24 protein-coding genes and 1 tRNA gene are annotated in these 25,620 nt (G+C 68.1%); 16 read left to right on the top strand and 9 right to left on the bottom strand.

Going from position 1 to position 25,620, the window contains the following annotated elements:
- Complete coding sequence (locus tag ABID41_RS17280) at positions 1 to 282, top strand: hypothetical protein (protein ID WP_354298262.1); 282 nt, start codon at positions 1 to 3, stop codon at positions 280 to 282.
- Between the two features lie 39 nt (positions 283 to 321).
- Here the strand turns inward: ABID41_RS17280 and metW are convergent, their stop codons facing one another.
- Together metW and metX are read right to left on the bottom strand one after the other, a co-directional pair.
- Positions 322 to 969 (bottom strand): methionine biosynthesis protein MetW, encoded by a 648-nt coding sequence (gene metW, locus ABID41_RS17275; protein ID WP_354298418.1) that lies wholly within the window; start codon positions 967 to 969, stop codon positions 322 to 324.
- A 5-nt stretch (positions 970 to 974) separates the two neighbouring features.
- Positions 975 to 2,126: a homoserine O-acetyltransferase MetX gene (metX, locus tag ABID41_RS17270; RefSeq protein ID WP_354298261.1), complete on the bottom strand. Its 1,152-nt coding sequence runs from the start codon at positions 2,124 to 2,126 to the stop codon at positions 975 to 977.
- A gap of 121 nt (positions 2,127 to 2,247) precedes the next feature.
- Here metX and ABID41_RS17265 point away from each other — a divergent pair, with 121 nt between their 5' ends.
- From ABID41_RS17265 to ABID41_RS17250, 4 genes are all read left to right on the top strand, one after another.
- A complete protein-coding gene (locus ABID41_RS17265) occupies positions 2,248 to 2,739 on the top strand; it encodes a SixA phosphatase family protein (RefSeq protein ID WP_354298260.1) in 492 nt (163 codons plus the stop codon).
- A 3-nt stretch (positions 2,740 to 2,742) separates the two neighbouring features.
- Positions 2,743 to 3,084 (top strand): DUF952 domain-containing protein, encoded by a 342-nt coding sequence (locus ABID41_RS17260; protein ID WP_331931734.1) that lies wholly within the window; start codon positions 2,743 to 2,745, stop codon positions 3,082 to 3,084.
- Entirely contained in the window at positions 3,081 to 4,121 is a 1,041-nt protein-coding gene (locus ABID41_RS17255) for a quinone-dependent dihydroorotate dehydrogenase (protein ID WP_354298259.1), read from the top strand. The genes ABID41_RS17260 and ABID41_RS17255 overlap by 4 nt, the downstream gene beginning before the upstream one ends.
- A gap of 80 nt (positions 4,122 to 4,201) precedes the next feature.
- Positions 4,202 to 5,695, top strand: a complete 1,494-nt coding sequence (locus tag ABID41_RS17250; protein ID WP_331931732.1) for a sensor histidine kinase — start codon at positions 4,202 to 4,204, stop codon at positions 5,693 to 5,695.
- Here the strand turns inward: ABID41_RS17250 and ggt are convergent.
- Complete coding sequence (gene ggt, locus ABID41_RS17245; protein ID WP_435530028.1) at positions 5,692 to 7,290, bottom strand: gamma-glutamyltransferase; 1,599 nt, start codon at positions 7,288 to 7,290, stop codon at positions 5,692 to 5,694. The two genes, ABID41_RS17250 and ggt, sit on opposite strands and share 4 nt — an antisense overlap.
- 204 nt (positions 7,291 to 7,494) lie before the next feature.
- On the opposite strand from ggt, the gene ABID41_RS17240 reads away from it, so the two are divergent.
- The 6 genes from ABID41_RS17240 to ABID41_RS17215 all read left to right on the top strand — a co-directional run bounded on the left by ABID41_RS17240 (position 7,495) and on the right by ABID41_RS17215 (position 16,381).
- Complete coding sequence (locus tag ABID41_RS17240; protein ID WP_354298257.1) at positions 7,495 to 8,523, top strand: P1 family peptidase; 1,029 nt, start codon at positions 7,495 to 7,497, stop codon at positions 8,521 to 8,523.
- 128 nt (positions 8,524 to 8,651) lie between these two features.
- Complete coding sequence (locus ABID41_RS17235; RefSeq protein WP_354298256.1) at positions 8,652 to 9,914, top strand: hypothetical protein; 1,263 nt, start codon at positions 8,652 to 8,654, stop codon at positions 9,912 to 9,914.
- Positions 9,915 to 10,010: 96 nt separating this feature from the next.
- Positions 10,011 to 10,087: transfer RNA gene (locus ABID41_RS17230), tRNA-Arg, on the top strand.
- A gap of 280 nt (positions 10,088 to 10,367) precedes the next feature.
- A complete protein-coding gene (locus tag ABID41_RS17225; protein WP_354298255.1) occupies positions 10,368 to 12,827 on the top strand; it encodes a Lon protease family protein in 2,460 nt (819 codons plus the stop codon).
- 103 nt (positions 12,828 to 12,930) lie between these two features.
- A complete protein-coding gene (locus tag ABID41_RS17220; RefSeq protein ID WP_354298417.1) occupies positions 12,931 to 14,706 on the top strand; it encodes an SLC13 family permease in 1,776 nt (591 codons plus the stop codon).
- 19 nt (positions 14,707 to 14,725) lie between these two features.
- Entirely contained in the window at positions 14,726 to 16,381 is a 1,656-nt protein-coding gene (locus ABID41_RS17215) for an MFS transporter (protein ID WP_354298254.1), read from the top strand.
- 39 nt (positions 16,382 to 16,420) lie between these two features.
- Here the strand turns inward: ABID41_RS17215 and ABID41_RS17210 are convergent, their stop codons facing one another.
- A complete protein-coding gene (locus ABID41_RS17210; protein WP_354298253.1) occupies positions 16,421 to 17,764 on the bottom strand; it encodes a pyridoxal phosphate-dependent aminotransferase in 1,344 nt (447 codons plus the stop codon).
- Between the two features lie 189 nt (positions 17,765 to 17,953).
- Here ABID41_RS17210 and ABID41_RS17205 point away from each other — a divergent pair, with 189 nt between their 5' ends.
- The gene (locus ABID41_RS17205) at positions 17,954 to 19,171 is read left to right on the top strand and encodes a DUF1444 domain-containing protein (protein WP_354298252.1); all 1,218 of its coding nucleotides are present in this window, start codon (positions 17,954 to 17,956) and stop codon (positions 19,169 to 19,171) included.
- Here ABID41_RS17205 and ABID41_RS17200 read toward each other — a convergent pair.
- The 5 genes from ABID41_RS17200 to ABID41_RS17180 form a co-directional block, all read right to left on the bottom strand.
- Positions 19,168 to 19,836, bottom strand: a complete 669-nt coding sequence (locus ABID41_RS17200) for a TetR/AcrR family transcriptional regulator (protein WP_414695983.1) — start codon at positions 19,834 to 19,836, stop codon at positions 19,168 to 19,170. The two genes, ABID41_RS17205 and ABID41_RS17200, sit on opposite strands and share 4 nt — an antisense overlap.
- 46 nt (positions 19,837 to 19,882) lie before the next feature.
- Positions 19,883 to 21,058, bottom strand: coding sequence for a vWA domain-containing protein (locus ABID41_RS17195; RefSeq protein WP_354298251.1), 1,176 nt, complete (start codon positions 21,056 to 21,058; stop codon positions 19,883 to 19,885).
- Positions 21,059 to 21,164: 106 nt separating this feature from the next.
- Positions 21,165 to 21,527, bottom strand: a complete 363-nt coding sequence (locus ABID41_RS17190) for a MerC domain-containing protein (protein WP_331932018.1) — start codon at positions 21,525 to 21,527, stop codon at positions 21,165 to 21,167.
- 119 nt (positions 21,528 to 21,646) lie between these two features.
- The gene (locus tag ABID41_RS17185) at positions 21,647 to 22,141 is read right to left on the bottom strand and encodes a recombinase family protein (protein WP_331932019.1); all 495 of its coding nucleotides are present in this window, start codon (positions 22,139 to 22,141) and stop codon (positions 21,647 to 21,649) included.
- A gap of 127 nt (positions 22,142 to 22,268) precedes the next feature.
- Positions 22,269 to 22,808 carry a GNAT family N-acetyltransferase gene (locus ABID41_RS17180; protein ID WP_354298250.1) on the bottom strand — a complete coding sequence of 180 codons (540 nt, stop codon included), beginning with the start codon at positions 22,806 to 22,808 and terminating at the stop codon, positions 22,269 to 22,271.
- Between the two features lie 38 nt (positions 22,809 to 22,846).
- Here ABID41_RS17180 and ABID41_RS17175 point away from each other — a divergent pair, with 38 nt between their 5' ends.
- The 4 genes from ABID41_RS17175 (at position 22,847) to ABID41_RS17160 (ending at position 25,613) form a co-directional block, all read left to right on the top strand.
- Positions 22,847 to 23,770: a histone deacetylase family protein gene (locus ABID41_RS17175; RefSeq protein WP_354298249.1), complete on the top strand. Its 924-nt coding sequence runs from the start codon at positions 22,847 to 22,849 to the stop codon at positions 23,768 to 23,770.
- A 41-nt stretch (positions 23,771 to 23,811) separates the two neighbouring features.
- On the top strand, positions 23,812 to 24,429 hold the full coding sequence (locus ABID41_RS17170; protein ID WP_331932022.1) for a histidine phosphatase family protein: 618 nt from the start codon (positions 23,812 to 23,814) through the stop codon (positions 24,427 to 24,429).
- A 63-nt stretch (positions 24,430 to 24,492) separates the two neighbouring features.
- Positions 24,493 to 24,735 (top strand): exodeoxyribonuclease VII small subunit, encoded by a 243-nt coding sequence (locus ABID41_RS17165; protein ID WP_331932023.1) that lies wholly within the window; start codon positions 24,493 to 24,495, stop codon positions 24,733 to 24,735.
- Positions 24,732 to 25,613, top strand: coding sequence for a polyprenyl synthetase family protein (locus ABID41_RS17160; RefSeq protein WP_354298416.1), 882 nt, complete (start codon positions 24,732 to 24,734; stop codon positions 25,611 to 25,613). Before ABID41_RS17165 ends, ABID41_RS17160 begins: the two co-directional genes overlap by 4 nt.
- Positions 25,614 to 25,620: the final 7 nt, after the last annotated feature.

The following is a 25,620-nucleotide window of genomic DNA, read 5'->3' as shown; positions in this document are numbered from 1 at the left end:
GTGGTGACGCTCCTGGCTGGAGGCCTTCTGGCGATCGGGGCGGGGTTGGTCGGAGTGGCGCGGCGCACCCATGGCGTCCCGCCGCTCTGGCGTTCGAAGATCGCCCTGGCCGGCGCGCTCGTGTGCCTGGCCCTCGGCGCAGTGCTTGTGGTGCTCGATCCGAGCGCCCTGGTGGAGACGCCGGTCCTGTTCGTGGCCGGCTTCTGCCTCTTCGAGGGGAGCCTGGCGCTCCTCAGCCTGATGGCTGCGGCGGGTCGGCCGCAGCCCAAATGGCTCTCCTGACAGCGGCGTTTTCGGGCGGAGTCCCCCCGCCGCCCGCCGCTAATCGAAGAGGCCGCCTGGAGGCGGGGCCGGCGCAGGCGCTGGCTCCGCCTTTCGGCTTAACAGGAAGAGGGCGGTCTCGGCCCGCCAGTTCTCGATCCCCCGCGCCGGATCTATCGCCCGCGCCGGCTTGCCGGGGACCAGGGCCGCGCAGGCCTCCATCCGCAGCCCCAGTTGATCGCAGAGCACCGTGAAGTCGCGCAGGGTGCAGAGGTGGATGTTGGGCGTCGACCACCAGGGCTCGGGCAGGGCCTTGGTCGTGGGCATCCGGCCAGTCGCCAGCAGCGACCAGCGCACCCGCCAGTGTCCGAAGTTCGGGAACGAGACCACCGCCCGGTCGGCGATCCGCAACAGCTCGCGCAGCACATGGCGCGGGTCGCGGACCTGTTGCAGCGTCTTGGAGAGGATCGCGTAGTCGAAGGCCCGGGTCGGGAAGTGGTCGAGGTCGCGGTCGGCGTCCCCCTGGACCACCGCCAGGCCTCGCGCAAGGCAGGCCGCCACCCCATCGCCCGAGAGCTCCAACCCCTGGCCGTCGATGGCTTTTTCGCGGGTCAGCAGTTCGAGTAGCTCGCCCTCGCCGCAACCGACGTCGAGCACCCGGGCGCGCGGGCGGACCAACCGCAGGATCTCGGTGAAGTCGTCACGCATGGAGCTCACGCAAGGCCCCGCTTCTCGGCGGCGGAGGCCAGGAACCCTCTCAGGGCGGAGTCCAGCGCCGGTTCGTCGAGGAAGAAGGCGTCGTGGCCCTTGTCGGTCTCGATCTCCGCGAAGGAGGCCCGGCAGCCGGCGGCGTTCAGCGCGCGGACGATGTCGCGGCTCTCGGCCGTGGAATAGAGCCAGTCCGAGGAGAAGGAGAGCACGCAGAACCGCACGTGGCGGGCGCGCTGGAAGGCCTGCGCCAGCACGCCCTCATGGCGCGCGGCGAGGTCGAAATAGTCCAGGGCCCGGGTGATGTAGAGGTAGGAGTTGGCGTCGAAGCGGTCGACGAAGCTGGTCCCCTGGTGGCGCAGATAGCTCTCGACCTGGAAGTCGGCGTCGAACCCCCAGGAGAGGCCGTCGCGCTGCAGTTCGCGGCCGAACTTCCGCTGTAGGGCCCGCTCGGAGAGATAGGTGATGTGCGCGGCCATACGGGCGACCGCCAGTCCCTTCTCCGGCCGCACGCCGGAGAGCTGGTAGGCGCCGCCGCGCCAGTCCGGGTCGGCCATGATCGCCTGGCGCCCGACCTCGTGGAAGGCGATGTTCTGGGCGGAGTGGCGGGCGGCCGCGGCGATGCAGATCGCCGAGAACAGCTTCTCCGGATAGTCGGCCGCCCACTGCAGGACCTGCATCCCGCCCATGGAGCCGCCGACCACGGCGAACAGGGTTTCGATCCCCAGGGCCTCGATGAACATGGCCTGGGCGCGCACCATGTCGGCGATGGTGATGACCGGAAAGGAAAGGCCGTAGGGCTGGCCCGTCTTCGGGTCGAGCGAGGCTGGCCCGGTCGAGCCCATGCAGCCGCCGACGACGTTGGTGCAGATGATGAAGTGCCGGGCCGGATCGAGCGGCAGGCCCGGGCCGATCACCCGGTTCCACCAGCCGGGCTTGCCGGTCACGGGGTGGGTGGAGGCCGCATGCTGGTCGCCGGTGAGGGCGTGGCAGACCAGGACCGCGTTCGACTTGTCGGCGTTGAGGGCGCCGTAGGTCTTGTAGGCGATCTCCAGCGGCGCGAGCAGCGCGCCCGAATCCAGGCGCAGGGGCTGGCCGGCGGGAAAGCGATGAACGCCGCCGCCGCTTTCGCCAGGAGGGATCGCCAATGCGGTCATGCGACGCTTGGACCGCCAAGCTGTTTTGCTGTCAACAGCTTCGCGCCGGGCCTTCGTACCGCTATGACACTTCTGCGGCGCTTGGGGGCGCTTCGGTTGTGAGGAGCGCTTCGGAGCGTCAATGGACAGGCTTATTCTCCTGCGGCACGGGAAGGCGGAGCGCGAATCCGTCAGCGGCGACGATTTCGATCGCAAGCTCACCCATCGCGGCGTGCGTGAGTCGGCGGCTGCGGCGGCGCATCTCGCGGACCTGGGGCTGGTGCCCGATCTCGTCCTGGTCTCGCCCGCGGCGCGGACCCGCGAGACATGGGCGGCGGCGCAGGAGTCCTTTCCCGGCGCGGCCTGGCGAGTGGAGCCCTCGCTCTATCACGCGGAGGAACGGGTCGTTCGCAAATTGGCCGAGGACGCGGGCGAGACGTCCAGGGTCGTGATGGTGGTCGGCCACAATCCCGGCCTGCAGGAACTCGTCATCCGCCTGCTGAACGAAGGCTCTGCGCCGTCGCCGCTAATCGCGCGGGCCCATGCGATGTTCCCCACCGCGACGGCCGCCGTCTTCCTGTTCGATGCGACCGGCCGCCCGGCCTATGACGGCCTCTTCTTCCCCCGGGGCTGACACGTGACGCGCATCTACAAGATCCTGCCCCGCGCCGAGTGGGCCGCGGCCCAGGCCAAGGGGATGTTCGAGGGATCGGCGGTCGACCTGACCGACGGCTATATCCATTTCTCGACGGCGAGCCAGGCGGCCGAGACGGCCCGGCGGCACTTCGCCGGCCAGGCCGACCTCGTGGTGCTGGCGGTCGAGGCCGAGGCTCTGGGGCAGGCGCTGGTCTGGGAGCCTTCCCGCGGCGGCGACCTCTTCCCCCATCTCTATGCGCATCTGTCGACCGACAAGGTGCTCGCGGTCACCGAAGCGCCGCTCGGTCCCGATGGGGTCCCCCAACTTGGAGCGCTCGGATGAGCTTGCACGACATCGCCGCCCGCGCCCTGCACCTGATCGATCCCGAGGACGCGCACCGCTTCACCATCCGCGCCCTAGCCGCCGGGCTTGGCCCGCGTGGCGGGAAGGACGATCCGATCCTGGCCACTGAGGTCGCCGGGCTGATGCTGCCCAACTGCGTTGGCCTGGCCCCCGGCTTCGACAAGAACGCTGAGGTGTTCGGGCCCATGCTGCGGGCCGGCTTCGGTTTTGTGGAGTGCGGCACGGTCACGCCCTTGCCGCAGGCCGGCAATCCGCGGCCGCGCCTGTTCCGCCTGACGGAAGATCGGGCGGTGATCAACCGCATGGGCTTCAACAACGACGGCCTGGAAGCGTTCGCGGCGCGTCTGGCGCGGCGCGGACCCGGCGTGGTCGGGGCCAATATCGGAGCCAACAAGGACGCCGAGGACCGCATCGCCGACTATGTGACCGGCCTGACGCGCCTCTGGGGCCTGGCCTCCTATTTCACGATCAACATCTCCTCGCCCAACACGCCGGGCCTGCGGGCGCTGCAGACCAAGGCCGCCCTGGAGGAACTGCTGGGACGGCTCGCTCAGGCGCGCGACGGCCTGCCGGCCGCCGGGCGCGTCCCGATCTTCCTGAAGGTCGCGCCGGACCTGGAGGACGGCGAGGTGGAGGCGATCGTCGAAACCGTCGTCGCCAACGGGCTGTCGGGAATCATCGTCTCCAACACCACCATCAGCCGTCCTGCCCTGGCTTCGCCATATGCGGGGGAGGCCGGCGGCCTCTCCGGCGCGCCGCTGAAGACGCTCGCGGCCGAGATGCTGGGACGCTTCCGCCAGGCGAGCGCGGGACGGACGGCCCTGATCGCCGCTGGCGGGATCGCATCCGGCGCAGACGCCTATGAGCGCATCCGCGCGGGCGCCGGCGCGGTGCAGCTCTATTCGGCGATGGTGTTCGAAGGCCCGGGCCTGGTCACGCGCATCAAGCAGGAACTGGCGGCCTGCCTGCGCCGCGACGGCTTCACGAGTCTGGCCCAAGCGGTCGGCGCGAATTGAGCCGGAAGCCAAGATTCGGCTACGCTTGTATCGAAGCCCGCGTTGCCGAACCGATGCGGGTGAAGTAACGGGGACTCGTCATGGCGGACGCCCCTTCTCCCCCGGCGCCCACAAAGCCGCCTACGCGCCGTTTCTTCTGGCCGGGCGGCCTGTCTGCGCGTCTGCTGATTCTGACTGTGCTCTTCGTTGCGGGCGCGAGCGCCTTCGCCTTGCCTGCGGCCCTGGCGGCGTTCGAGGAGCAGTGGCTGCTGGACCGCGTCCGGGCGGCGGAACTGGCCTCCATGGCCACCGAGGTCGCGCCCGACCAGGTCCTCAGCGAAAACCTGGCCGAACGCCTGCGGCAGGGGGCCGGGGTACAGACCGTCGCGGTGCTCGACAATGACGGCAACCGGTTCCTGAAGGTGCCGGGGCCGCGGCTGGAAGAGCCGCCCTATCTGGTCGACCTGCGCGACCAGGCGCCGGCCTCCTGGCTGTCGGCGCCGTTCCAGACCCTGTTCGGCGGGGGCGAGGGGCGAATGGTCCGTGTGATCGCCGAGCCGCGATTCTATCAGGCCCAGTTCATCGAGGTCGTGGCGCCCGACACCGAGCTCAAGGCCGAACTCAGTGTCTATCTCTGGCGCCTGCTGGCGATCATGGCCTTCGTGTCGGTGCTGGCCGGGACGCTGGTCTACCTGTCGCTCAACTACTTCCTGGTCCGGCCGATGCAGCGGATCACCCATTCGATGGAGCGCTTCGCCGCCGATCCCGAGGACGCCGGAGCGCGGCTGACGCCGTCAGGCCGTCGGGACGAAATCGGGCGGGCCGAGGTGCAGCTCAACCGGATGCAGGACGAGCTGCGCGCGGCCCTGTCCTCACGCGCCCGCCTGGCCGCTCTGGGCGAGGCGGTGGCCAAGATCAATCACGACCTGCGCAACATGCTGACCAGCGCCCAGATCGCATCGGAGCGGCTGGCGGCGTTGAAGGATCCGCAGGTCACCCAGGCCATGCCGCGCTTGGAGCGGGCCCTCGACCGCGCCGTGAAGCTGGCCAGCGACGTGCTGACCTACGGCAAGACAGAAGAGGCCGCGCCGGACGCCCGCCCGCTGACCTTGGGCGAGGCGCTGGACGCCGCCGCCGAGGAGGCTCGGCTGACCCCGGACGGCGTGCGGCTGGTGTCGCTGGTGCAGCCGGGCGAGCGGGTGAACGCCGACCCCGACCAGTTGCACCGCATCCTGGTGAACCTGATGCGCAACGCCCGTGAGGCGATCGAGCAGCAGGCCGAACGGACAGGTCCTGGCATGATCCAGGTGTCGCTGTTCGCCGACGACGGAGTGAGCGTCCTGCGTCTGGCCGACAACGGGCCTGGCGTTTCGGAGCGGGCGCGCGAGCGCCTCTTCCAGCCCTTCGCCGGTTCGACCCGGCCGGGCGGGGCGGGGCTTGGGCTGGCCATCGCCCGGGAACTCGCCCAGGGCCACGGCGGCGACCTGTCGCTGGCTGAGACCGGCCCCGAAGGGTCAATTTTCGAGCTGCGCCTGCCAGGGGCGCCGCCGCCCCTTAAGCCGCCGCCGAGGCGGCGGAAGGCCAAGGCTTCCTAAAAGCCCTTGGCCACGCCCTCGCGGCGGTCGTCGGCGCCGCCCTGCAGGCCCTGCGGGGTGACCTTCACGCCGTGCAGGCCCGAACCCTCGCCGCCGCTGCCCTTGAACTCGATGCCCTTGGCGGCCAGCGCTTCGACCACGCCGGGCGCAAAGCGCGCGGGCTCCGAGGCGAAGCTGTCGCCGCGCGCGATCAGGTTGGGCAGGTTGAAGGCGTCCTGCACGCTCATCTTCCAGTCCAGGATCGCGACCAGGGCCTTCAGGTTGTAGGCCAGGATGGAATTGCCGCCCGGCGAGCCGACGGCCGCCACCAGGCGCCCCTCGCGATCGAGGACGATGGTCGGCGCCATGGACGAGCGCGGACGCTTGCCCGGCGCGACGGCGTTGGCGGCCTTGGTCCCGTCGGCGTTGGTCGGGGACCAGGAGAAGTCGGTGAGCTGGTTGTTCAGGAAGAAGCCGCCGACCATCCGGCCGGTGCCGAAGATGCTTTCCACCGTGGTCGTCATGGAGACCACGTCGCCTTCGGCGTCCACGATGACGAAGTGCGTGGTGCCGCCCGGCTCCTTGGTGGCGTCAGGGGCCAGGGCGCCGGCGCCGCGAGGCGTTCCGGGGGCTGGAGCCGGCCCGGCCACATCGCCGATCAGCTTGGCGCGGCCGGCGACGTAGTCGGGGTCCAGCAGACCCTCGATCGGGACCGGCGTGAAGTCCGGGTCGCCGAAATAGCGATCGCGGTCGACGTACATCAGGCGGCTGGCCTGGGCGAACAGGAACCAGGCCTGGGGATCGGTCGGGCCGCGCTGGGCGATGTCGGTATGCTCAAGGATGCCGAGGCCCAGGAGCAGGGCCGCGCCGCTGGAGGGCGCGTTGGGCACGCAGACCACGTAGACGCGATAGGGGCCGCAGACCGCGTCGCCGACCTTGGGGCGATAGGCCTTGAGGTCGGCCAGGGTCATGGTTCCGGGGAGCGGGCCCTGGCCGGTCTTGGCGACGATCTCCTGGGCCAGCGTCCCCTCGAGCAGGGCCTTGGGCCCCTCGGCCGCGATCTTGCGGACGCTGGCGGCGTAGGCCGGGTTCTTCAGCAGGTCGCCGGCCTGGTAGCGCTGGCCGTCGGGCTTGGTGAAATAAGCGGTGGCGTCCGGTGTTCCGGCCTGGGGGAAGTTGCTGGAGATCATGCCGGCCAGACGGGGGCTGACGACGAAACCCTGGTCCGCCAGGCGTTCGGCGTCGCCGAACAGGTCCTTCCAGGCCAGCTTGCCGTGCTCGGTCTGGGCCATGGAGAGCATGGCGATCGCGCCCGGCACGCCGGTCGCCTTGCCGCTGGTCACGGCGACCGGGAAGGGCAGGGGCTTGCCGCTTTCGTCCAGGAACATGTTCGGGGTCGCGCCGGCAGGCGCGGTCTCGCGGCCGTTATAGGCGACGACCTTGCGCGTCTGGGCGTCGTAATAGGTCATGAAGGCGCCGCCGCCGAGCCCCGAGCTCTGCGGCTCCACTAGGCCCAGGACCGCCTGCACGGCCACGGCGGCGTCGACCGCCGAGCCGCCCTTGCGCAGGACGTCGAGACCAGCCTCCACCGCCAGGGGATTGGCGGCGGAGACCATGACCTGGCCGTGCGGAGCCGCAGCGGCGGCCTGAGGCCTTGTTTCGGTGGACGCCGTAGCACAGGCGGTAAGTGCGAACGCGAGTGAAAGGGCGGCGAAACGCTGAATCTGGGGCACGACGAAGACCACGCGACGGAATGAGGAGCTGCACCATAGCCACCTCACCGTGGACAACCAATGCGCCGCCTGCTTTCGATGCCGATTATGAGTTCTCTGCAAGCTGCCGGGCCCGGTCGACGCAACCTGATCACAGACGTGCCGGGGCTGCGCGTCGGCCAGGCGCATGACGAGGGGGCCAGGACCGGCGTCACCGTCATCCTGCCCGATGAGCGCGCCGTAGCGGCGTGCGACGTGCGCGGCGGAGGGCCGGGCACACGGGAGACCGACGCCCTGGCGGCCGAGAATCTGGTCGAGGCGATCGACGCGGTCGTGCTCTCGGGCGGCTCGGTCTATGGCCTGGCCGCCGCCGACGGCGTGGTTGGCTGGCTGGGCGCGCAGGGACGAGGCTATGGCCTGGTGAGCGCCGCGGGCGTTCCGAAATCGCCCGTCGTTCCGGCGGCCATTCTCTACGACCTCGCCAACGGCGGCGACAAGGGATGGGGCGAAAGCCCGCCCTATCGTCAGCTCGGGCGCGATGCGGTGGCCGCCGCCGACCGCGATTTCGACCTGGGGACGGCAGGCGCCGGCTATGGCGCCATGGCCGGCAAGTTAAAGGGCGGGACCGGTTCGGCTTCGGTCGTCGCGGCCGATGGGATCACGATCGGGGCGCTGGTCTGCGTGAACTCGTTCGGCTCGGTGATCGCGCCGGGGGGGAGGGCCTTCTGGGCTGCCCCCTTCGAGCTGCAGGGCGAATTCGGCGGCCTGGGCGCAGGGCCTCTGCGGGCCGGTCCTGACGAGTGGGGCCTGGCCAAGACCGATCCCAAGGCGCGGATGAACACTACGGTCGCTTGCGTGGCCACCGACGTCGCCCTGACCCCGGTCCAGGCCCGGCGGGTGGCGATCATGGCCCAGGACGGCCTGGCGCGCGCGATAAGGCCCGTGCACGCCCCCTTCGACGGGGACGTCGTCTTCGCGCTCTCCACCGCCCAGCGCCCGATGGGGGAGGCGCCGGACTTCACCGTGACCCGAATCGGCGCCCTGGCCGCCGACGTCCTAGCCCGCGCGGTGGCTCGGGCGGTCTACGAGGCCAGGGCCTGGCCCGGCGTGACCGCCTGGCGCGACCTGACTTTGTAGTCCCCAGGGCGCAGCTCGCCGGCCTTGTCGACGCCGGAACCTCATTCGCCGAATTGCGGAAGCTTTGCTCTAAGCGTAGGGTAGAAATACCCGCGTTATCGGAGTGTGCTTCCCAAGGAGACGAACTCATGCGTTGGGCCAGGGTTGCGGCGGTCGCCGCCGGGGCTGGGCTGATGGCCGGCGGCGCGCAGGCGCAGACCAAGCAACAGGTGACCGGACCTGTCGCGACCTATTGGATGAGCGCCCAGACCGCGACGGGCTTTGGCGGTCTTGCGGGCGGCGGACGGCCGTCCATCGGCTCCATCATGGGCGCGGCCATGGGCGGGGGCTCGAACGTCTCCAAGTCCCTGACCCTGCAACTCGGCTCCTCGCGCAAGCCGACGGGCGCGCCGGTGGCCGAGCACCTGCCGCCCTCCGGCCTGCGGGCCGGGCAGAGCCTGCCGCTGCTGACTCCGACGAGCGCCCCGCCGGCGCCGGACCATGATCCGGGCCAGATGCCCAACGACTATCGGCCCAAGGGCAAGATGCTGATCTTCTGGGGCTGCGGCGACCACGCCAAGGCCGGCCAGCCGATCGTCATCGACTTCGCCAAGATGGCGGCCGGTCAGGTCCCGCCCGGAATGCAGGCCCTGGCCGCGCAGTTCGGCGCGGCGATGCAGCCGCCGTCTCCGGGACGCAACACCACCTATGGCGAATGGCCGAACGAGCGGACGCGGACGTCGGTCCCCGCCGCCGGCTCGCTGGTGGGCGACCACCTCATCCGCGGCAACTACAGCCCGGACATCAAGTTCGCGCTCAATGCGTCGGAGGACTTCCTTGCTCCGCTGAACCTGACCCAGAACGCGATCGGTCCAACGGGTTCGGGCCAGCTCGCCTGGAACGCCATACCCAATGCGCGCGGTTACCTGGCCACCGGTGTGGGCGCGGGCGAAGACGAGACGATGGTCCTCTGGACCTCCAGCGAGGTCCAGGCCTCGGCCTTCGCCTTGCCGGACTATCTCAGCAACGCGGACCTGACCCGGCTGGTGGCGAACCGGGCGCTCATGTCGCCCGGCACGACCGCCTGCACGATCCCGCAGGAGGCCGTCAGGGCGGCGCCCAACCTGATGGTCCAGCTAGCGGCCTACGGCGGCGAGACCAACGTCTCCTATCCGCCGCGCCCGACGGACCCGAAGACGCCGTGGAACATCGATTGGACCCTGAAGGTCCGCTACAAGTCCCAGACTGGGGCCATGCTCGGCATGGAGATGCCCGGCATGGGCGGCGACGAGGATGTCGCGGGCGGCCGTCAGGGCGCTCCTGGCCGAGAGCAACCCAAGCCCCCGATGGGGATTCCGGGCGTCGGCGGAGCGATCCTGAAGGGCCTCGGCGGCCGTCTTCCGGGGCTCTAGAAAAAAAGTTGGGTTCAGGACGAATTTTTCTTCGAACCCCGCTTGCCAACCGCAAGGGCTCCGCATAGGTTCCGCGCCCTCGCCGTAAGGCAAAGCGCGCCCGTAGCTCAGCTGGATAGAGCATCAGACTACGAATCTGAGGGTCGGACGTTCGAATCGTTCCGGGCGCGCCATTTACTTCATCTCCTTGTAAATCAATGATTTGCATGGATGGGGACGAGTGGTCCCCATCGGGTCTTGGGCCGTGCTGACCCTTGCTGTCGCGCGCGTCGGCGAGGTCGTGAGCAGGCGTTTCTGAGCCTCTGCGCCGAACTTCGCACCCTCCTGATGGTTAGGTAATGCCGAGGGTGTCTTGGCTTGCCGCCACTTCTGCGGGCATTCTTCGATATCCCTTCTGCGACCCGGGGGACGCGGACTGCAAAAGTGTCGCGAGCCTTATGCGGAGAAAGCGCCATGCGGGACCTGCGCGAGCGGCTGGAGCTGCAGCCGCATGATCTGAGGCGGCGACTCGACCCGGCTACCCTTCCATTCCAGACGACGGCCGAGGTGCCGCCGATCAAGACGACGATCGGCCAGCCTCGCGCGGCCGAGGCGATCGCCTTCGCGCTCGAGGTGGACGCAAAGGGCTTCCATCTCTACGCCGCCGGTTCCCCCGGCGCCGGACGTGAGAGCACGGTGCTCGCGGCCGTGCGCGCCTTCGCCGAGGCGCGGCCGACGCCGCCGGACTGGGTCCACGTCTACAACTTCGCCGAAGCGGACTGCCCGCGCGCCTTTTCGATGCCGGCCGGGGAGGGGCGTGGGCTGGTCAAGGCGATGACGTCGTTCGTGGAGGCGGCGCAGCGGGAGATCTTCCGCGCCTTCGAGGGCGAGGATTACGCTCGGCGGCGAGAGCAGTCCCTGGCCGCCGTGAACGCCCGGCGCGCCGAATTGTTGGCGGCCCTGCGCGCCTTCGCGCAGGAACGGGAGTTCTCTCTGGAGATGACGCCGAGCGGCGTCGCCACGATTCCGCTGCGGAACGGCGAGCCGATGCCGCAGGAGGTGTTCGACCAGTTGACCCCGGAGGTCAGGGCGCAACTCGAGCAGCGGGGCGCGCAGGTCCAGGCCGAGGTCGGCGCCTATAGGCGCGGGATGCGGCAGATCGACAAGGAGGCCCAACAGCGCATCACGGCGCTCGATCAGGAGGTGGCGCTGGCCGCCGCGAGCCCGCTTATCGCGGAGTTGCGCGAGCAGTACGGCGACCAGCCGAATGTCCTTCTCTTCCTCGAGCAGATCCAAGGCGATCTGCCGGAACATCTGGAGGACTTCCTGATGGCGGCCGAGGCGAGGCAGGCCAAGCACGTGGACGACGCGGCCGAGGCGCGGCGGCATCGGGAGCGCTTGGCGCGCTACGAGGTCAACCTGCTGATCGACAACAGCGCGATCACCGGCGCGCCGGTGGTCCTTGAGAGGAACCCCACCTACTACAACCTGATCGGCCGACTGGAGTACCGGCCGGTGATGGGGACGATGGTGACGGACTTCCGGCAGATCAAGCCGGGCGCGCTGCACCGCGCCAACGGCGGCTTCCTCATCCTCCACGCCCTTGACGTCATGCGTAACCCTTTTGCCTGGGAGGGACTGAAGCGCGCCCTCATGTCCGGCGAGATGGTGATCGAAAATCCGGGCGAGCAGGGCGCGTCGCTGCCGACCACCCGGCCGCGTCCGGAGCCGATTCCGCTCGACGTGAAGGTGATCCTGATCGGGCCGGCCGGGCTCTACAAAACCCTTCACCAGATCGATGTCGAATTCCCGGAGCTGTTCGGGGTGAAGGCGGAATTCGCGCCGGACATGGACTGGAACGAGGAGAACCTCGCCAGCTATTCGGCCTTCCTGAGCCTGGTGGTTCAGGATCGCGGGCTGCTCCACTTCGACCGCTCGGCCGTCGCCCGGATCGTGGAGCACGGAGCGCGCTTGCGTGACCATCAGCGGAAGCTGACCACCCGGTTCCTCGACATCGCCAGGCTGGCCGTCGAGGCCAGCCACTGGGCCGGCAAGGCGGGGCGCGAATACGTATTGGCGGACGATGTCGACGCAGCCATCGCCAAACAGGAGCGGCGGCGCAACCTGGCCGAGGAGCAGACGCGCGAGGTGATCGCCGACGGAACGGTGATGATCGACACCGAAGGCGCAAGGGTGGCGGAGATAAACGGGGTCTCGGTGCTCAATGTCGGCGACTACAGCTTCGGCCAGCCTTCGCGGGTGACCGCTCGGGTTTCGGTGGGGCGGGGCGCGGTGCAGAGCATCGAGCGAGAGATCGCGCTCTCCGGCCCGATCCATTCGAAGGGCTTCATGATCCTGACCGGCTATCTGCAAGCGCAATATGCTCAGGACTGGCCGCTCTCGCTGGCGGCGACGATCACCTTCGAGCAGTCCTATGGCGGGATAGACGGGGACTCGGCGTCGACCACAGAGCTCTACGCCCTGCTGTCGGCCCTCTCGGGACTGCCGCTGAACCAGGGCATCGCCGTGACCGGCGCGGTGAACCAGCACGGACAGGTGCAGGCGGTGGGGGGCGTGACCCGCAAGATCGAAGGCTTCTACGACGTCTGCCGCGAGCGAGGGCTGACCGGCGGGCAGGGGGTGATCGTGCCGACGGCGAACGTCAAGAACCTGATGCTCAAGGAAGAGGTCGTGGAGGCGGTGGGGGCCGGGCGCTTCCACGTCTGGGCGACCAGTCACGTCGATGAGGGCATCGAGTTGCTGATGGATCGGCCGGCCGGCCAGCCGGCTGCGGAGGGAAGCTTTCCGGAAGGGACGGTGCATCGGCTCGTCCAGGACCGGCTGCGCCACTATGCCGAACGCATGCGCGCGTTCGGCCCCGCCTGGCCCGGCGGTGCGGATTTCGGGAACGACGGACAACCGCAACTCACCTGATGCGGCGGCCAGGTCTCGGCGGCGGAGATGCGGATGCGAGGCTTAGGAGGCGGTCACGACTGATCTTCTGATCGTTCTTGCGCTTCTTGGCGCGGCCATCGTGATGTTCGCGATCAACAGGCCGCGCCTGGATGCGATCGCCCTGATCATGCTGGTGGCGCTGCCCTTCACCGGCGTCCTCACCATGGGGGAAGCTCTGGCCGGTTTCGGCGATTCCAACATCGTCCTCATCGCCGCCCTGTTCGTGCTTGGCGAGGGGTTGGTCCGCACCGGCGTCGCCCAGCGGATGGGCGACTGGCTGATCGCCAGGGCGGGCAGGAGCGAGCTGCGCCTGATGGTGCTGTTGATGGTGGTCGTGGCCGCGCTCGGGGCGACCATGAGTTCGACGGCCGTTACGGCGATCTTCATCCCGGTGGCGCTGCGCATCTCGCAGAGCACCGGCATCGGTCCGGGCCGGTTAATGATGCCGCTCAGCGTGGCCGCGTTGATCAGCGGAATGATGACCCTGGTGGCCACCGCGCCAAACCTGATCGTGAACGGCGAGCTCGAGCGCAATGGCTTGGAAGGCTTCGGCTTCTTCGGCTTCACGCCGTTCGGCGCGCCGGTCCTGCTGCTCGGCGTCGCCTATATGAGCATCGCGCGGCGCTGGCTTCCGGACGCCGCCACGCCGGGGTCAAGTTCGAGCCGCTCGAGCCTTTCGGCCTGGATCGACGAGTACAGCCTGGCCGATCGCGAGCACAGGCTGCGGGTGGCCGCGCAGTCGCCCTTGGCGGGCGGGACCCTGGAAGCGTTCGACCTCAGCGGATGGCCCGGCGCCAATGTCGTTGCCGTCGAGCGAGGTCGCAGGCGGGCTCGTGAGGTCATGCAGCCATCGGCGAGGATGCGCCTGCAGGCCGGCGACGTCATGCTCATGGACTATGCCGGGGCGAATTCGGACATTCGGTCCATCTGTGAGCGCTTCGGGCTCGAAGCAGCGCCGTTGCGTGGGATCGATTTCGCCGACCGCTCGCAGGAGATCGGCCTCGCCGAAGTCATCGTCGCGGCGTCGTCCGATCTGGCTGGCCATACGATCGCCGGTGAGGAGTTCACCGCGCGGTTCAACTTGACCGCGATCGGCCTGCGTCGCGGTGTGGTCGCTTACGGCCGCGAATTTCTGCATGAGCCGCTGGCGGTGGGCGACACCTTGCTCCTGATCGGGCCTTGGCGAGAGCTCGACAAGCTTCGATCGGACGGTAGTCCGCTGGTCATCCTCAGCATGGCGGTCGAACGCGCCGAGGAACTGCCGAGGCCGGAAAAGGCGGTCCATGCCCTGGCTTGCCTCGCCTTGGTCGTCGGCTTGATGGTCAGCGGCCTCATTCCCAACGTCCAGGCGGCGCTCATCGGTTGCCTGCTGATGGGGGCGCTGCGCTGCATCGACTTCCGGGGCGCCTATCGCGCCATAGACTGGAAGACGATCGTGCTGATCGTCGGCATGTTGCCGTTCTCCATCGCGCTCGAGCGCACCGGCGGAGTGGAGCTCGCCGCGAGCGGCCTGCGGGCCCTCACGGTCGGCGCAGGCCCCCATGTTGTGCTGGGAACGCTATTTGCGATCACCGCCTTGCTCGGGATGTTCATCTCGAACACGGCGACGGCCGTGCTGATGGCGCCGGTGGCGCTCGCGACCGCACGGGAGATGGGCGCTTCGCCTTATCCGTTTGCGATGATCGTGGCGCTGGCGGCCTCGACCGCGTTCATGACTCCGGTATCCTCTCCAGTGAACACGCTCGTGGTCGCGCCCGGACACTACACCTTCGGCGACTTCGTCCGGATCGGCGTGCCGTTCTCACTGATTGTCCTGATTGTCAGCGTGCTGCTGGTGCCGTGGCTGCTGCCGCTGTGAGCGTTTCGGAGGGGACGACATGATGACACCACCGGACCAGGCTGCCGACTCTGTCGTCACCGGCTCTCGCGATGGCCGGGCGCCGTGGTTGCCATTGGTCGTCATCGTCCTGGCCCAACTTCAGATGGCCATCAACATCAGCGCCTTGCCCGTTTCGCTGGGGCCGCTCTCCGAGGATCTGGGCGCGCCGGCCACCGCTGCGGCGACCGCGCTGCTCCTCTATTCGATGTTCGTGGCCGCCTTCGTCATGCTTGGCGCGAAGATCGGCAAGCTCATCGGCGAGCGTCTCGTCATGCAGGTCAGCCTCGTCATACACGCCCTGGCGATGGCCATGATGGCGACGGCGACCAATGCCGGCGCCATGAATATCGCCCAGTCGATCGCGGGAGCCGCCGCCGCCGCGGCCGTCCCGACCCTGGTGGTGCTGATCGCAGCGAACTATCGCGGACGACAGCAGAAGACGGCGCTGGGCGTACTCGCCGGCATCCCCGCGGTCGCCAGCGCGGTCACCTTCCTCATCGCCGGATTCCTCGCCACAACGCTGAGCTGGCGCTACTCGTACTGGCTGATCGTGGCCCTGGCGGTCGCGGTCCTGATCCTGAGCTTTCGTCTGGCGCCGATCCCGCGCCAGCCAGGCACGCGGGTCGACCTGTTCGGGGTCGTCCTCTCGGCGGCCGCGGTGGCGCTGATCCTGCTCGGCTTCAACAACCTCCAGACCTGGGGGCTCCTGGTCGCCGACAGCGCCGCACCGTTCTCGCTGCTCGGACTGTCGCCGGCGCCGATCCTCATTCTTCTGGGCGTGTTGCTGGGCCAGGCGTTCTTCGCGTGGTCGAACAGGCGCGTCGCAGCGGGCGGGGAGCCCCTGCTTGCGGTGGAGGTCCTGGACAGCCGAGAAGAGAGGAACGCCGTAGTCGCCTTCCTGGCCGCGGGCAGCCTCGGTCTCGCGGTCGGATTTCTGATCCCGCTCTATGTGCAGATCATCCAGGGCCGCACGCCGCTGTTCTCCGCGGTGGCCATCTTGCCCTACACAGCCGCCATCGCGGTGGCGGGTGTTCTCTCGGTGCGCCTATACGACCGCTTCGCGCCACGCATTCTCGGGGTCGCCTCGTTCCTTCTGATCGCAATCGGCCTGGTCGTGGTCGCCTTCACGGTCGGGGACGACTGGAGCACCGTGACAGTCATTATGGGGCTGATCCTCGTCGGCGTCGGCGAGGGGACGCTCCTGACCCTGCTCTTCAATGTGCTCGTGTCGGCCTCGCCCAAGCGCTTCGCCGGCGACGTGGCCGCTTTGCGCGGCGTGGCGAACAACGTCTCGAACGCACTGGGCGCCGCGTTCGCCAGCGTGGTGGCGGTCGGTCTGCTGAGCGTGTTTCTCGCCTCGGCCTTCGACCAGTCCGGATTGCCGCCCGAGCTCAGCCATCGCGTACTGTTCGACGAGGTCGACTTCGTAACCAATGAGGAACTGAGGGGCGTCCTCGGCGCGACCTCAGGAACGCGGGATCAGGTGGCGACGGCGATCGCGATCAATGAAGACGCCCGACTCCGCGCCCTGCGCGGAGCGTTCCTGGTCGTGGCGGGCATCTCGCTGTTGTCGATCTTCCCGGCCGCCAGATTGCCGAAATACCGGCCGGACGAGTTGTCGGCGGCGGACATGATGGGCGACGAGGAGACCTGAGCGGCGAGGCGCCGGCGGGAGGCCCGCGCCTCACTGGCTTCAGGCCACGGCGGCGCTCTTGGTGGCGGGCTGGCCGGCCGCCTTGGGCGCGCTTGCAAGATAGGCGCGCAGGGCCGCAGCCAGATCGGCCAGCAGGGCCTCGAACTTCGTCTCGTCGGCTTCGAGCAAGGTGAAGCGGAAGCCCTGCAGGTCGGAGTTGAAGCCCGTTGAGAGCGGCACCACGCAGATGCCGGTGGCCGCCAGCAGGTGCAGCACGAAGCGCTGGTCGAGGGCGGCGCTGAGGTGCGGCGAGATGATCGCTTCAGCACTCGCCGAGGTGGGCAACGACTGATCCATCCCCAGGACGCCATGGCGGAAGACGGCGGTCATGTAGAAGGCGCCGCGAGCCGGATGGATGGTGATCTCCGGGATGTCCGATAGCGCCGCGACGGCGCGCTTGGCGCGGCGGTCGTAGGCGGCTACGCGCTGGGCCAGGTAAGGGTAGTAGCGCGCGTCGCCCATGACCCGCGGCAGGACGCGCTGGGGCAGGGTGGTGGCGCAGACCTCGAGCATCTTGGTTTCGAGCAGCGAGCGCGCGAAGCGGTCGAAGTCGGTGTCCTTGTCGCGGTTGTAGATCTCGATCCAGCCGCAGCGCGCGCCCGGCCAGGGGAACTCCTTGGAGATCCCGCGCATGGCGATGGCCGGGACCTCGCCGATCACCGAGGCCAGCTTGCGCATCTCCGAAACGTCGTAGGCGAGGTTCGAATAGATCTCGTCGGAAATCAGGAAGAGGTTGTAGCGGCGGGCGATATCGACGATCGCGGCAAGGGTTTCCTGCGGATAGACGAAGCCCGTCGGGTTGTCGGGATTGATGATCAGGATGGCGGCGATGTGCGGGTTGGCAGCGACCTTGGATTCCAGGTCGGCAAGGTCGGGCCGCCAGCCGTTCTCCGGATCGAGGCGGTAGGTGATGTGCGGCGCGCCGGCGTGGGCGGCCTCCGCCGAGGAGTGGGTCGGATAGGCCGGGTTGGGGCCGATCACCCGGGCCGTCGGATGCAGCGCGCCGTAGATGGTCGAAATGGCGTCGCCCAGCCCGTTGAAGAACAGGAGGTCGTCGGGCGTGATCTGGATCCCGCCTTCGAGGTTCCGTTCGTGGGCGATGTAGGCGCGGGTCTCGTCCAGGCCCTTGGTCGGGGAGTAGGCGAAGCTCAGGTCCTCCTGCGCAGCCTTGCCGACGATTTCCTTGATCCAGCCGGGCGCGCTCTCGCCCTTGGCGACCGGGTCGCCGATGTTTTCCCAACGGATCGGCTGGCCTGCAGCCTCGATAGCTCGCGCGACCTCTACGATCTGGCGGATTTCGTAGCGGAGATTATCGGCTCCGGGATGGACGATGGAGGTACGCAAGGCAGTGGGTTCCGGTCAGGGCGCAACCAGTGAGCGCCAACGCTTGATGTTCCCACAGGATCGTGAACGCAAGCTTTGCTGACGGCGCCTGCGGCGCTCTGGCCCGTTTTCCGACCAGTCCTGGCCAAACAAGCTTGACAGTACAGGCGTGTTCTCGTTTTGTTTTGCGCATCAACTCTAGGGGCGCTTATGGGTCTGCTGGATTTGTTCGGAGGCGGGCGCAAGCGCTTCGCCAAGCAGGTTTTCGAAGGGGTTCGCGGCCAAGGCTGGCCGCATCCGCTCGACTATGACGAGAAGCGCTTCCGGTTCGACTTGGGCATCTTAGGGGGCGTGGACCTCGAGCCTCTCTTCCAGCACTGGTCGGACGCGCGCGGCGCCGCGCGCCAGACTGCGATCGACCACGCCGTGTCCTTCGTGCTCGAGGCGGGCGCTGATCCGAGCTGGGAGGCCTGCAAGGATTTGTTGGTTCCGCTCGTGCGGGCGGCCGCGCCTGCCCAGTTGGCGGCGTGCTACGAACCCTCGAAGGCGGGGGCTTGGCGGCCGCTGACCGAGCACTTGGTGATCCGTGTCGGTATCGACCGTCCCCACAGCTTGGCCGGCGTCGAGCCGGACCGTCTCGCAGACTGGGGGCGCTCCTTTCCGGAGGTGCTGGAGGCGGCGCTGGCGAACCTGCGCCAACGCGAGCCGTTGGCCTTCGAGCGGGACGAGGACGGCTTCTACGTTTCGGCGGGAACGGACTACAACGACGTCAGCAGGATGCTAGTCCCGGAGACTTTCAATGGGCTGGACTTGCGCGGCGCGCCCGTGGCGATCGCGGTGACCCGGGATATGCTCTTGGTCGCAGGCGCGGATGATCCCGATGCGCTGGAGGCCATGGCCGCCGCCGCGCGGGGCGTTCTCCAACGGCATGGCCCCGCGGTTTCGGCCGTCCCGCTGATCCTGGTCGACGGCGAGTGGAAAGCCTTCGAGGACACCACCGGCAGCGCCAGCCTGCAGGTGTTGGCGGCGTTGCGGAAGGCGGAAATCCACGAACAGGAGCAGCCTCTGGTCGCCGAGCGCCTGGCGCGGGAAGGGCGGCCGACCGCCGTGGCCAATCTGACGCTCCTGCCCGAAGGCGATACGCTCTCCAGCATCGCGCTCTGGACCGAACCGAATAGCCTGATCCCCAGGGCCGACTATGTGGTGATCCGGACGGGTTCCAGCGAAACGCTCGCGCGGGCTTGGGGCGATGTCGAGCAGGCTATCGGCGTCCTGCCGCGCGAACCGAACACCGTTGCGGCGTTTCACGTCGCCGGCGGCTGGCCGGAGGGAGATGCGCTTGATCGCCTCGCGGCGTCACCCACTCCCGCTTGGGCCGAGGGACGTGGCGTGGGCGTGGCCAACGGCCGGCTGACGCTGTTTGGCTAGGCGAGGAAGCCGGCTTCGGCGAAGTCCAGCATGCGCTTGAGCAGCGCGTCGGTGTCGCCTTCGCGGGTCAGGCCGTCGGACAGCACGTGCAGGCGGTCGAACTCGGCGAAGCGGTTGTTGTGGGTCATGCCCAGGCAGAAATGCAGCCGCCAGTAGACCGTCTCCGGCGGCAGGTCGGGCCGCGCCTTGATCAGGGCGTCGGCGAAGCGGGCGAGGTGGCTGACATCCTTGGCCAGCGCCTCGCGCATCTCCTCGGTGCCCTCGCTGCGTGAGCGGATGATGAACTGGACCGAGATGCGGCGGTCGCTGTTGGCCGCGCCCCAGCGCAGCGGCGGGGCGAACAGGGCCTCAAGGATCTCGCGGACCGGCGGGGCGCCCTGGTGGCGGTCGTTCGCCTCGTGCAGCATCCGCGCCCGCTCGCGGTTCAGCTCCGCGGTCCGGCGCCGGAAGATTTCGAACAGCAGGGCGTCCTTGGAGCCGAAGTGATAGTTCACCGAGGCTAGGTTCACGCCCGCGTCCGCGGTGATGTCTCGGACGGAGACGTTCTGGAAGCCGTGCAGGGCGAACAGCCGCTCGGCTGCGGCGAAGACCGCAGCCTTGGTCGCGGCCTCGTTGCTTTCTGCTGCGTCGTTGGCCTCGGCGGCGTCCACGGGCGAATCTCTCAACTGTCACATCAGCTTAGCAGGTGTGACAAAATCGGCGAGGCGGCGCTTAACGCGCCAGTTCGCGCATCGCCTTTTCAAGTCCCTCAAGGGTCAGCGGGAACATCCGGTCGTTCACCAGTTGCTTCATGACCTCGATGGAGGGCGTGTAGTCCCAGTGGCGTTCGGCGGTCGGGTTCAGCCAGACCACGTGCTCGTAGATCTGGGCCACGCGGTCCATCCAGATGGCGCCGGCTTCCTCGTTCCAGTGCTCCACCGAGCCGCCCGGATAGGTGATTTCGTAGGGGCTCATCGTGGCGTCGCCGACGAAGATCACTTTGTAGTCGCTGGAGAACTTATGGAGTATGTCCCAGGTGTTCAGCTTTTCGGCGTGACGCCGGCGGTTGTCCTTCCACACGCTCTCATAGAGGCAGTTGTGGAAGTAGTAGAACTCCATGTTCTTGAATTCGGACCGCGCGGCCGAGAATAGCTCCTCGCAGACCTTGATGTGGCTGTCCATCGAGCCGCCAATGTCGAAGAAGATCAGGACGCTGATCTTGTTGCGGCGCTCGGGGCGGAGTTGGATGTCGAGATAGCCCTTCTCGGCGGTGCCGCGGATCGTGCCGGGCATGTCCAGCTCCTCGGCGGCCCCGTCACGCACCCATTTGCGCAGGCGGCGCAAGGCGACCTTGATGTTGCGGGTGCCGAGTTCGACGCTGTCGTCGAGGTTCTTGTACTCGCGCTTGTCCCAGACCTTGATGGCCTTGCCGTGCCGGCCCTTGTCCTGGCCGATCCGGATGCCTTCGGGGTGATAGCCGTTGGCGCCGAACGGCGAGGTGCCGCCGGTGCCGATCATCTTGTTGCCGCCTTCGTGGCGCTCCTTCTGCTCCTTCATGCGCTCGGCAAGCGCTTCCATGAGCTTGTCGAAGCCGCCCATGGCCTCGATCTGCGCCTTTTCCTCCTCGGTGAGGAACTTCTCGGAGATCTTCTTGAGCCACTCGGAAGGGATGTCCGCGGTCCCGACGCCCTCGACCTTCTCCAGGCCCTTGAATACGTGGCTGAACACCTGGTCGAACTTGTCGAGGTTCTTCTCGTCCTTCACCAGGGCCGAGCGCGACAGATAGTAGAAATCCTCCACCTTCCGTTCGATCACCACCTTGTCGAGCGCCTCCATCAGCATGAGGTACTCTTTCAGTGTCACCGGCACCTTGGCTTCGCGCAGCTCGGTGAAAAAGCGCATGAACATGGCGGGGATTCCCACGGTGACGAACAGACGTTTGACACCGAAAGATGGTCCCCGCGACCGCCGTTGTCCAGATGGCGTTCGGTACGCGGAGCTCAGGGCGGTCTTTTTAGTGGGCGTGCCGCCGGCGCCAGTTCAGCGTGTGGGCGCAGGCCAGCACCAGGCTGCCGGCCACGGTGATCGGCGTTTCAAGCTCCGCCGACGGCCAATGGAACGCGCCGAGGGTCAGCATCGAGAGGCCAAGGGCCGACAGTCCGATGATCGCCAGGCCCTTGCCCCTGCGCCACAGGGCGAAGATCGAGAGCGGCGCGGCCATGCCGATGACCACCGCGTGAACCCACTCGGCCTCCGCCCAGGTCGCCAGGAGGGGGGAGAAGGCGGCGACGAGGGGGAGGGCCAGGCAGTGAGCCAGGCAGAGACCGGACAGGCCAACGGCCGAGGCGTCCAGCAGGGAGCTTGGGGCAGGTTTCAAAAATCCCTCCGGGAGCGCCAGGAGCCGCCTGCGTGCGCTGCGGCTTGAGGGACGTAATATTATAACGTTGCGGTGGCAAGCCCGAGGTTGCGAATTTCGTCTCGGTCGCCGGCCCAAGCCTAGGCTGTCGTTTCCTTGAGCTTGCGCCAGACGGTCATCCGCGAAACCCCCAGGCGTCGGGCGATCTCCACCGGTCCCACGCCGGCGGCCTGAAGCGCCCGAATGTCCTCTGCGGGGGCGGTCTTGCGGCGGCGTGCGCTCCAGGCGGGCTCCAGGCTGGCCACCGCCTCCAACGCCGCCCGGAGCGCCCGGCCGCTTTCACCGATGCTGCTGACTTCAGCTTCGGTGACCAGCAGGCTCGCGCCACGCGCTTCGAGCCGGTCGATCATGTCCAGCAGTTCGCGCGCCGACGTCGCCAGGTGGCTGAGACGCGTCACCACGAGCTCGTCGCCCTCGGAGATAAAGTCCAGAATCGAAAGCAGCACCGACGAACCGTCCGATGTCGGATCGGTCGGCTCCTCGGCGCGAACAACGTGACACCCCAGGGATTTCAGCGCCGCGGTGTCTTCCGCAGAACGCGTATCCTGAAGGCGCACATAACCAATTCTCAGCATCCCACCCGCCGCCCGTACAGCTCGTCGATGATTGCGCGGAACCTCGCAAATGTGTGACGCAGCGTCAAAGTCTAGGTCGTTAAATCGCGGCAATCTTCGCAGGAACCAGCGTTGGAGGCGCCGAAAATCACGCCAGGGTGGAATGGTTCTCCGCGACACGTCGCAAGATGAACTCGCGGTCGACCGTGCGACCAACCCGGAAGCCGTATTCCCCAACCTTGGAAAATCCCTCCCGGCCATAGAACCGCTGGGCGCCGAAATTCTCGGACCAGACGCCGATCCAGATGTCGCGCGGGCCTTCCCGCTCGAGCCAGGCCATGACCTCGGCGAACAATCGGCCGCCGACGCCGGCGCCCTGCCAGTCCTTGAGCAGATAGAAGCGCTTCAGCTCGCCGCAGGCCGGCGTCACCTCCGGGTGCGGAAGGTCGCACGGCCCGGCCAGGGCGTAGCCGATCGCTTCGCCGCCGGCCTCGACCAGCCAGAGCGCCTTGGCCGGATTGGCCAGGTCGGCTCCGGTCCGCTTCAGGCTGTAGGCGTCGGCGAGAAAGGCTTCCAGGTCCTCGGGCGCATAGAGGTGGGCGAAGGTGTCGCTGAAGGTGCGGGCGCCAAGTTCCGCCAGGACGGCGGCGTCGGACGGACCTGCTCTGCGTATTACGGGCTGCTGCATTCGATATTCGGCGTTTGGCGAGTTAGGCTCTGATTCTGATGGACGTCGCCCTCTACACTCATCCCGACATGTTGGGCCACCGGCCGGGCGACTGGCATCCGGAGCGGCCGGAGCGTTTGGCCGCCGTCCTGGGCTCGCTGGAGGACAGCGACCTCTGGCTGGATCGGCGGGTGGCCCCGCTGATCGACCCTGCCGAGCTGCAGCTTGCGCATCGCGAGGCCTATGTCCGATCGATCATCGCCAGCGCGCCGACGCAGGACGTGCTGCGGCTCGACGACGACACCTACATGTCCCCTGGCAGCCTGACGGCGGCCTATCGGGCGGCCGGCGCAGTGGTCCAGGCGGTGCGGGACGTGGCCTCGGGCGAACAGAATCGGGCGTTCTGCGCGGTCAGGCCTCCGGGGCATCACGCCGAGCCGGCCTTGCCCATGGGATTCTGCATCTTCTCGAACGTGGCGATCGCCGCTAGAGCGGCTCAGCTCTCCGGCATCGAACGAGTGGCTGTCGTCGACTTCGACGTTCACCACGGCAATGGAACTCAGGCGGCCGTCGGCGGGCAGGAAGGCCTGTTCTTCGCCTCCGTGCAGCAGTGGCCGCTCTGGCCGGGCAGCGGCCATCCCTCGGAAAAGGCGCCCTCCAACGTCCGCAACGCCATCGTGCCGCCCGGTGCGTCGCGGGAAGCCTGGCGCGAGCAGTTCGAAGGCCTGATGGACCATGTAGACGTGTTCGGGCCCGACCTTATTCTGGTTTCCGCAGGTTTCGACGCCCATGTCCGCGACCCCATCGGAGACTCCACGCAGAACCTGGAGGCCGAGGACTTCGCCTGGGCGACCCGCGCGATCATGAGTGTCGCGCGTCTCCATTCGCGGGGCCGGGTTGTTTCCTCGCTTGAGGGGGGGTACGACCTTGAGGCTCTAGGCCGTTCGGCGCTCGCGCATGTTCGGGCTCTCTCAGAAGGGTAGGGGCGAGGCCCGGGTTGCGCGAATCCCGACCTGTGAATGACATGGCCGACGCATTGACCGCCGACCTTCCGCAATCGACCGCCACGCGCCCCGGGGCGATCGTTTTGGCGCGCCATGGCGAACCTGACATCCACCGCAAGGTAATGCTGAGCGCCCATGGCTATCGCGATTACTGGAGCCGCTACGAGCTGCTGGGCATCCGGCCTGGCCAGACGCCGCCGCCGGCCCTGATCGCGCAGACCGCGCGGGCCGGTGTGATCATCTCCTCGGTCCGCAATCGCTCGATCGAAAGCGCTCTGGCGCTCGCTGCGGGCCGCGAATTTTCCCGCACGCCGCTGTTCGTCGAGGCGCCCCTGCCGCCGCCGAACTGGCCGGGCTTCGTGAAGATGTCTCCCAAGCTCTGGGGCTTCATCGCCCGGGTCTGGTGGTGGTTCTTCAATCACCACGAGGGCCAGGAGACCCGCCGGCAGGCCGAGGCCCGCGCCGACGAGGCCGCGCAGATGATCGTCGATCTTGCCGCAAGCGGTCAGGACGTGGTTGTGCTGGCGCACGGCTTCTTCAATTTTATGGTAGGCCGGGCGCTGAAGCGGCGCGGCTGGCGGCTGACGGCCAATCAGGGCTGGAAGTACTGGTCGACCCGCAGGTACGAGCGGTCCTGACGCTCTGGCGTTGCGGTCGCTCGCGCCCCTAGACTAACCTGTTCGCATATCAAGGATTTTCCAATGGCAGAAGCCGCCGACATCGACGCGCTCTCCTTCGAGCAGGCTCTGGCCGAGCTTGAACGGATCGTCGGGCAACTGGAGTCGGGTCAGGCGCCGCTGGAACAGTCGATCGAGCTCTATGAACGCGGGGCCCTGCTCAAGGCGCATTGCGAAAAGCGCCTGGAGGCGGCGCGGCTCCGCGTCGAGAAGATCGTGGTCGGCCCTGGCGGCCAGGCTGGCGTCGAACCGGCCGAGTTCAACTGATGGCCCTGGCGCAACGGGTGGCGCAGGCGGCCGATCTGGTCACGGTCGCGCTCGACGAACTGCTGCCGCGCGCCGAAGGCCCGGAGCAGCGGCTGACCGAGGCGATGCGATACGCGGCCCTCGGGCCGGGGAAGCGGCTGCGGACCTTTTTCGCCATCGAAACCGGCCGGATGTTCGAACTGGACGACCGTCCGGTGCTGCGGGCGGCCTGCGCCCTGGAATGCATCCAGGCCTACAGCCTGATCCACGACGACCTGCCTTGCATGGACGACGATAACATGCGCCGTGGCCGGCCGACCGTCCACAAGGCCTATGACGAGGCGACCGCCGTGCTGGCGGGTGACGCCCTCCAGACCGTCGCCTTCGAGATCCTGGCCCATCCGGACACCCACACCGACGGCGCCGTGCGCGCCGAGATGGTGCTGCGCCTGGCTCTGGCCTCGGGCGCCAAGGGCATGTGCGGCGGCCAGATGATCGACATGATGGGGGTGAAGGACGATCTCGGCACCGTCGCGCGGATGCAGCGCCTCAAGACTGGCGCCCTGATCGCGGTCTCCTTCGAGCTGCCGGTGATCATGGCCCATGCGAGCGAGGCCGAACGCCACGCCCTGATGGCCTTCGCCCAGGACATCGGGCTCGCCTACCAGATCGTCGACGACCTGCTCGATGCGGAAGGTGACGCCGCGGAGATGGGAAAGGGTGTCGGCAAGGACGCAGAAAAGGGAAAGGCGAACTACGTCACCCTGCTCGGCGCCGAGGCGGCCCGCGAACGACTGGCCCTTCTTTCGGAGCAGACCAAGGCCCATCTGGATCCTTTCGGCGCGCGAGCCGATTTCCTGCGGGCCAGTGTCGATTTCGTGCTAGATCGCCGAAGCTAAAGACAAG

The organism is Phenylobacterium koreense, assembly GCF_040545335.1.
Lineage (GTDB): Bacteria > Pseudomonadota > Alphaproteobacteria > Caulobacterales > Caulobacteraceae > Phenylobacterium > Phenylobacterium koreense.
This window is presented reverse-complemented; position numbering and strand designations above follow the sequence as displayed.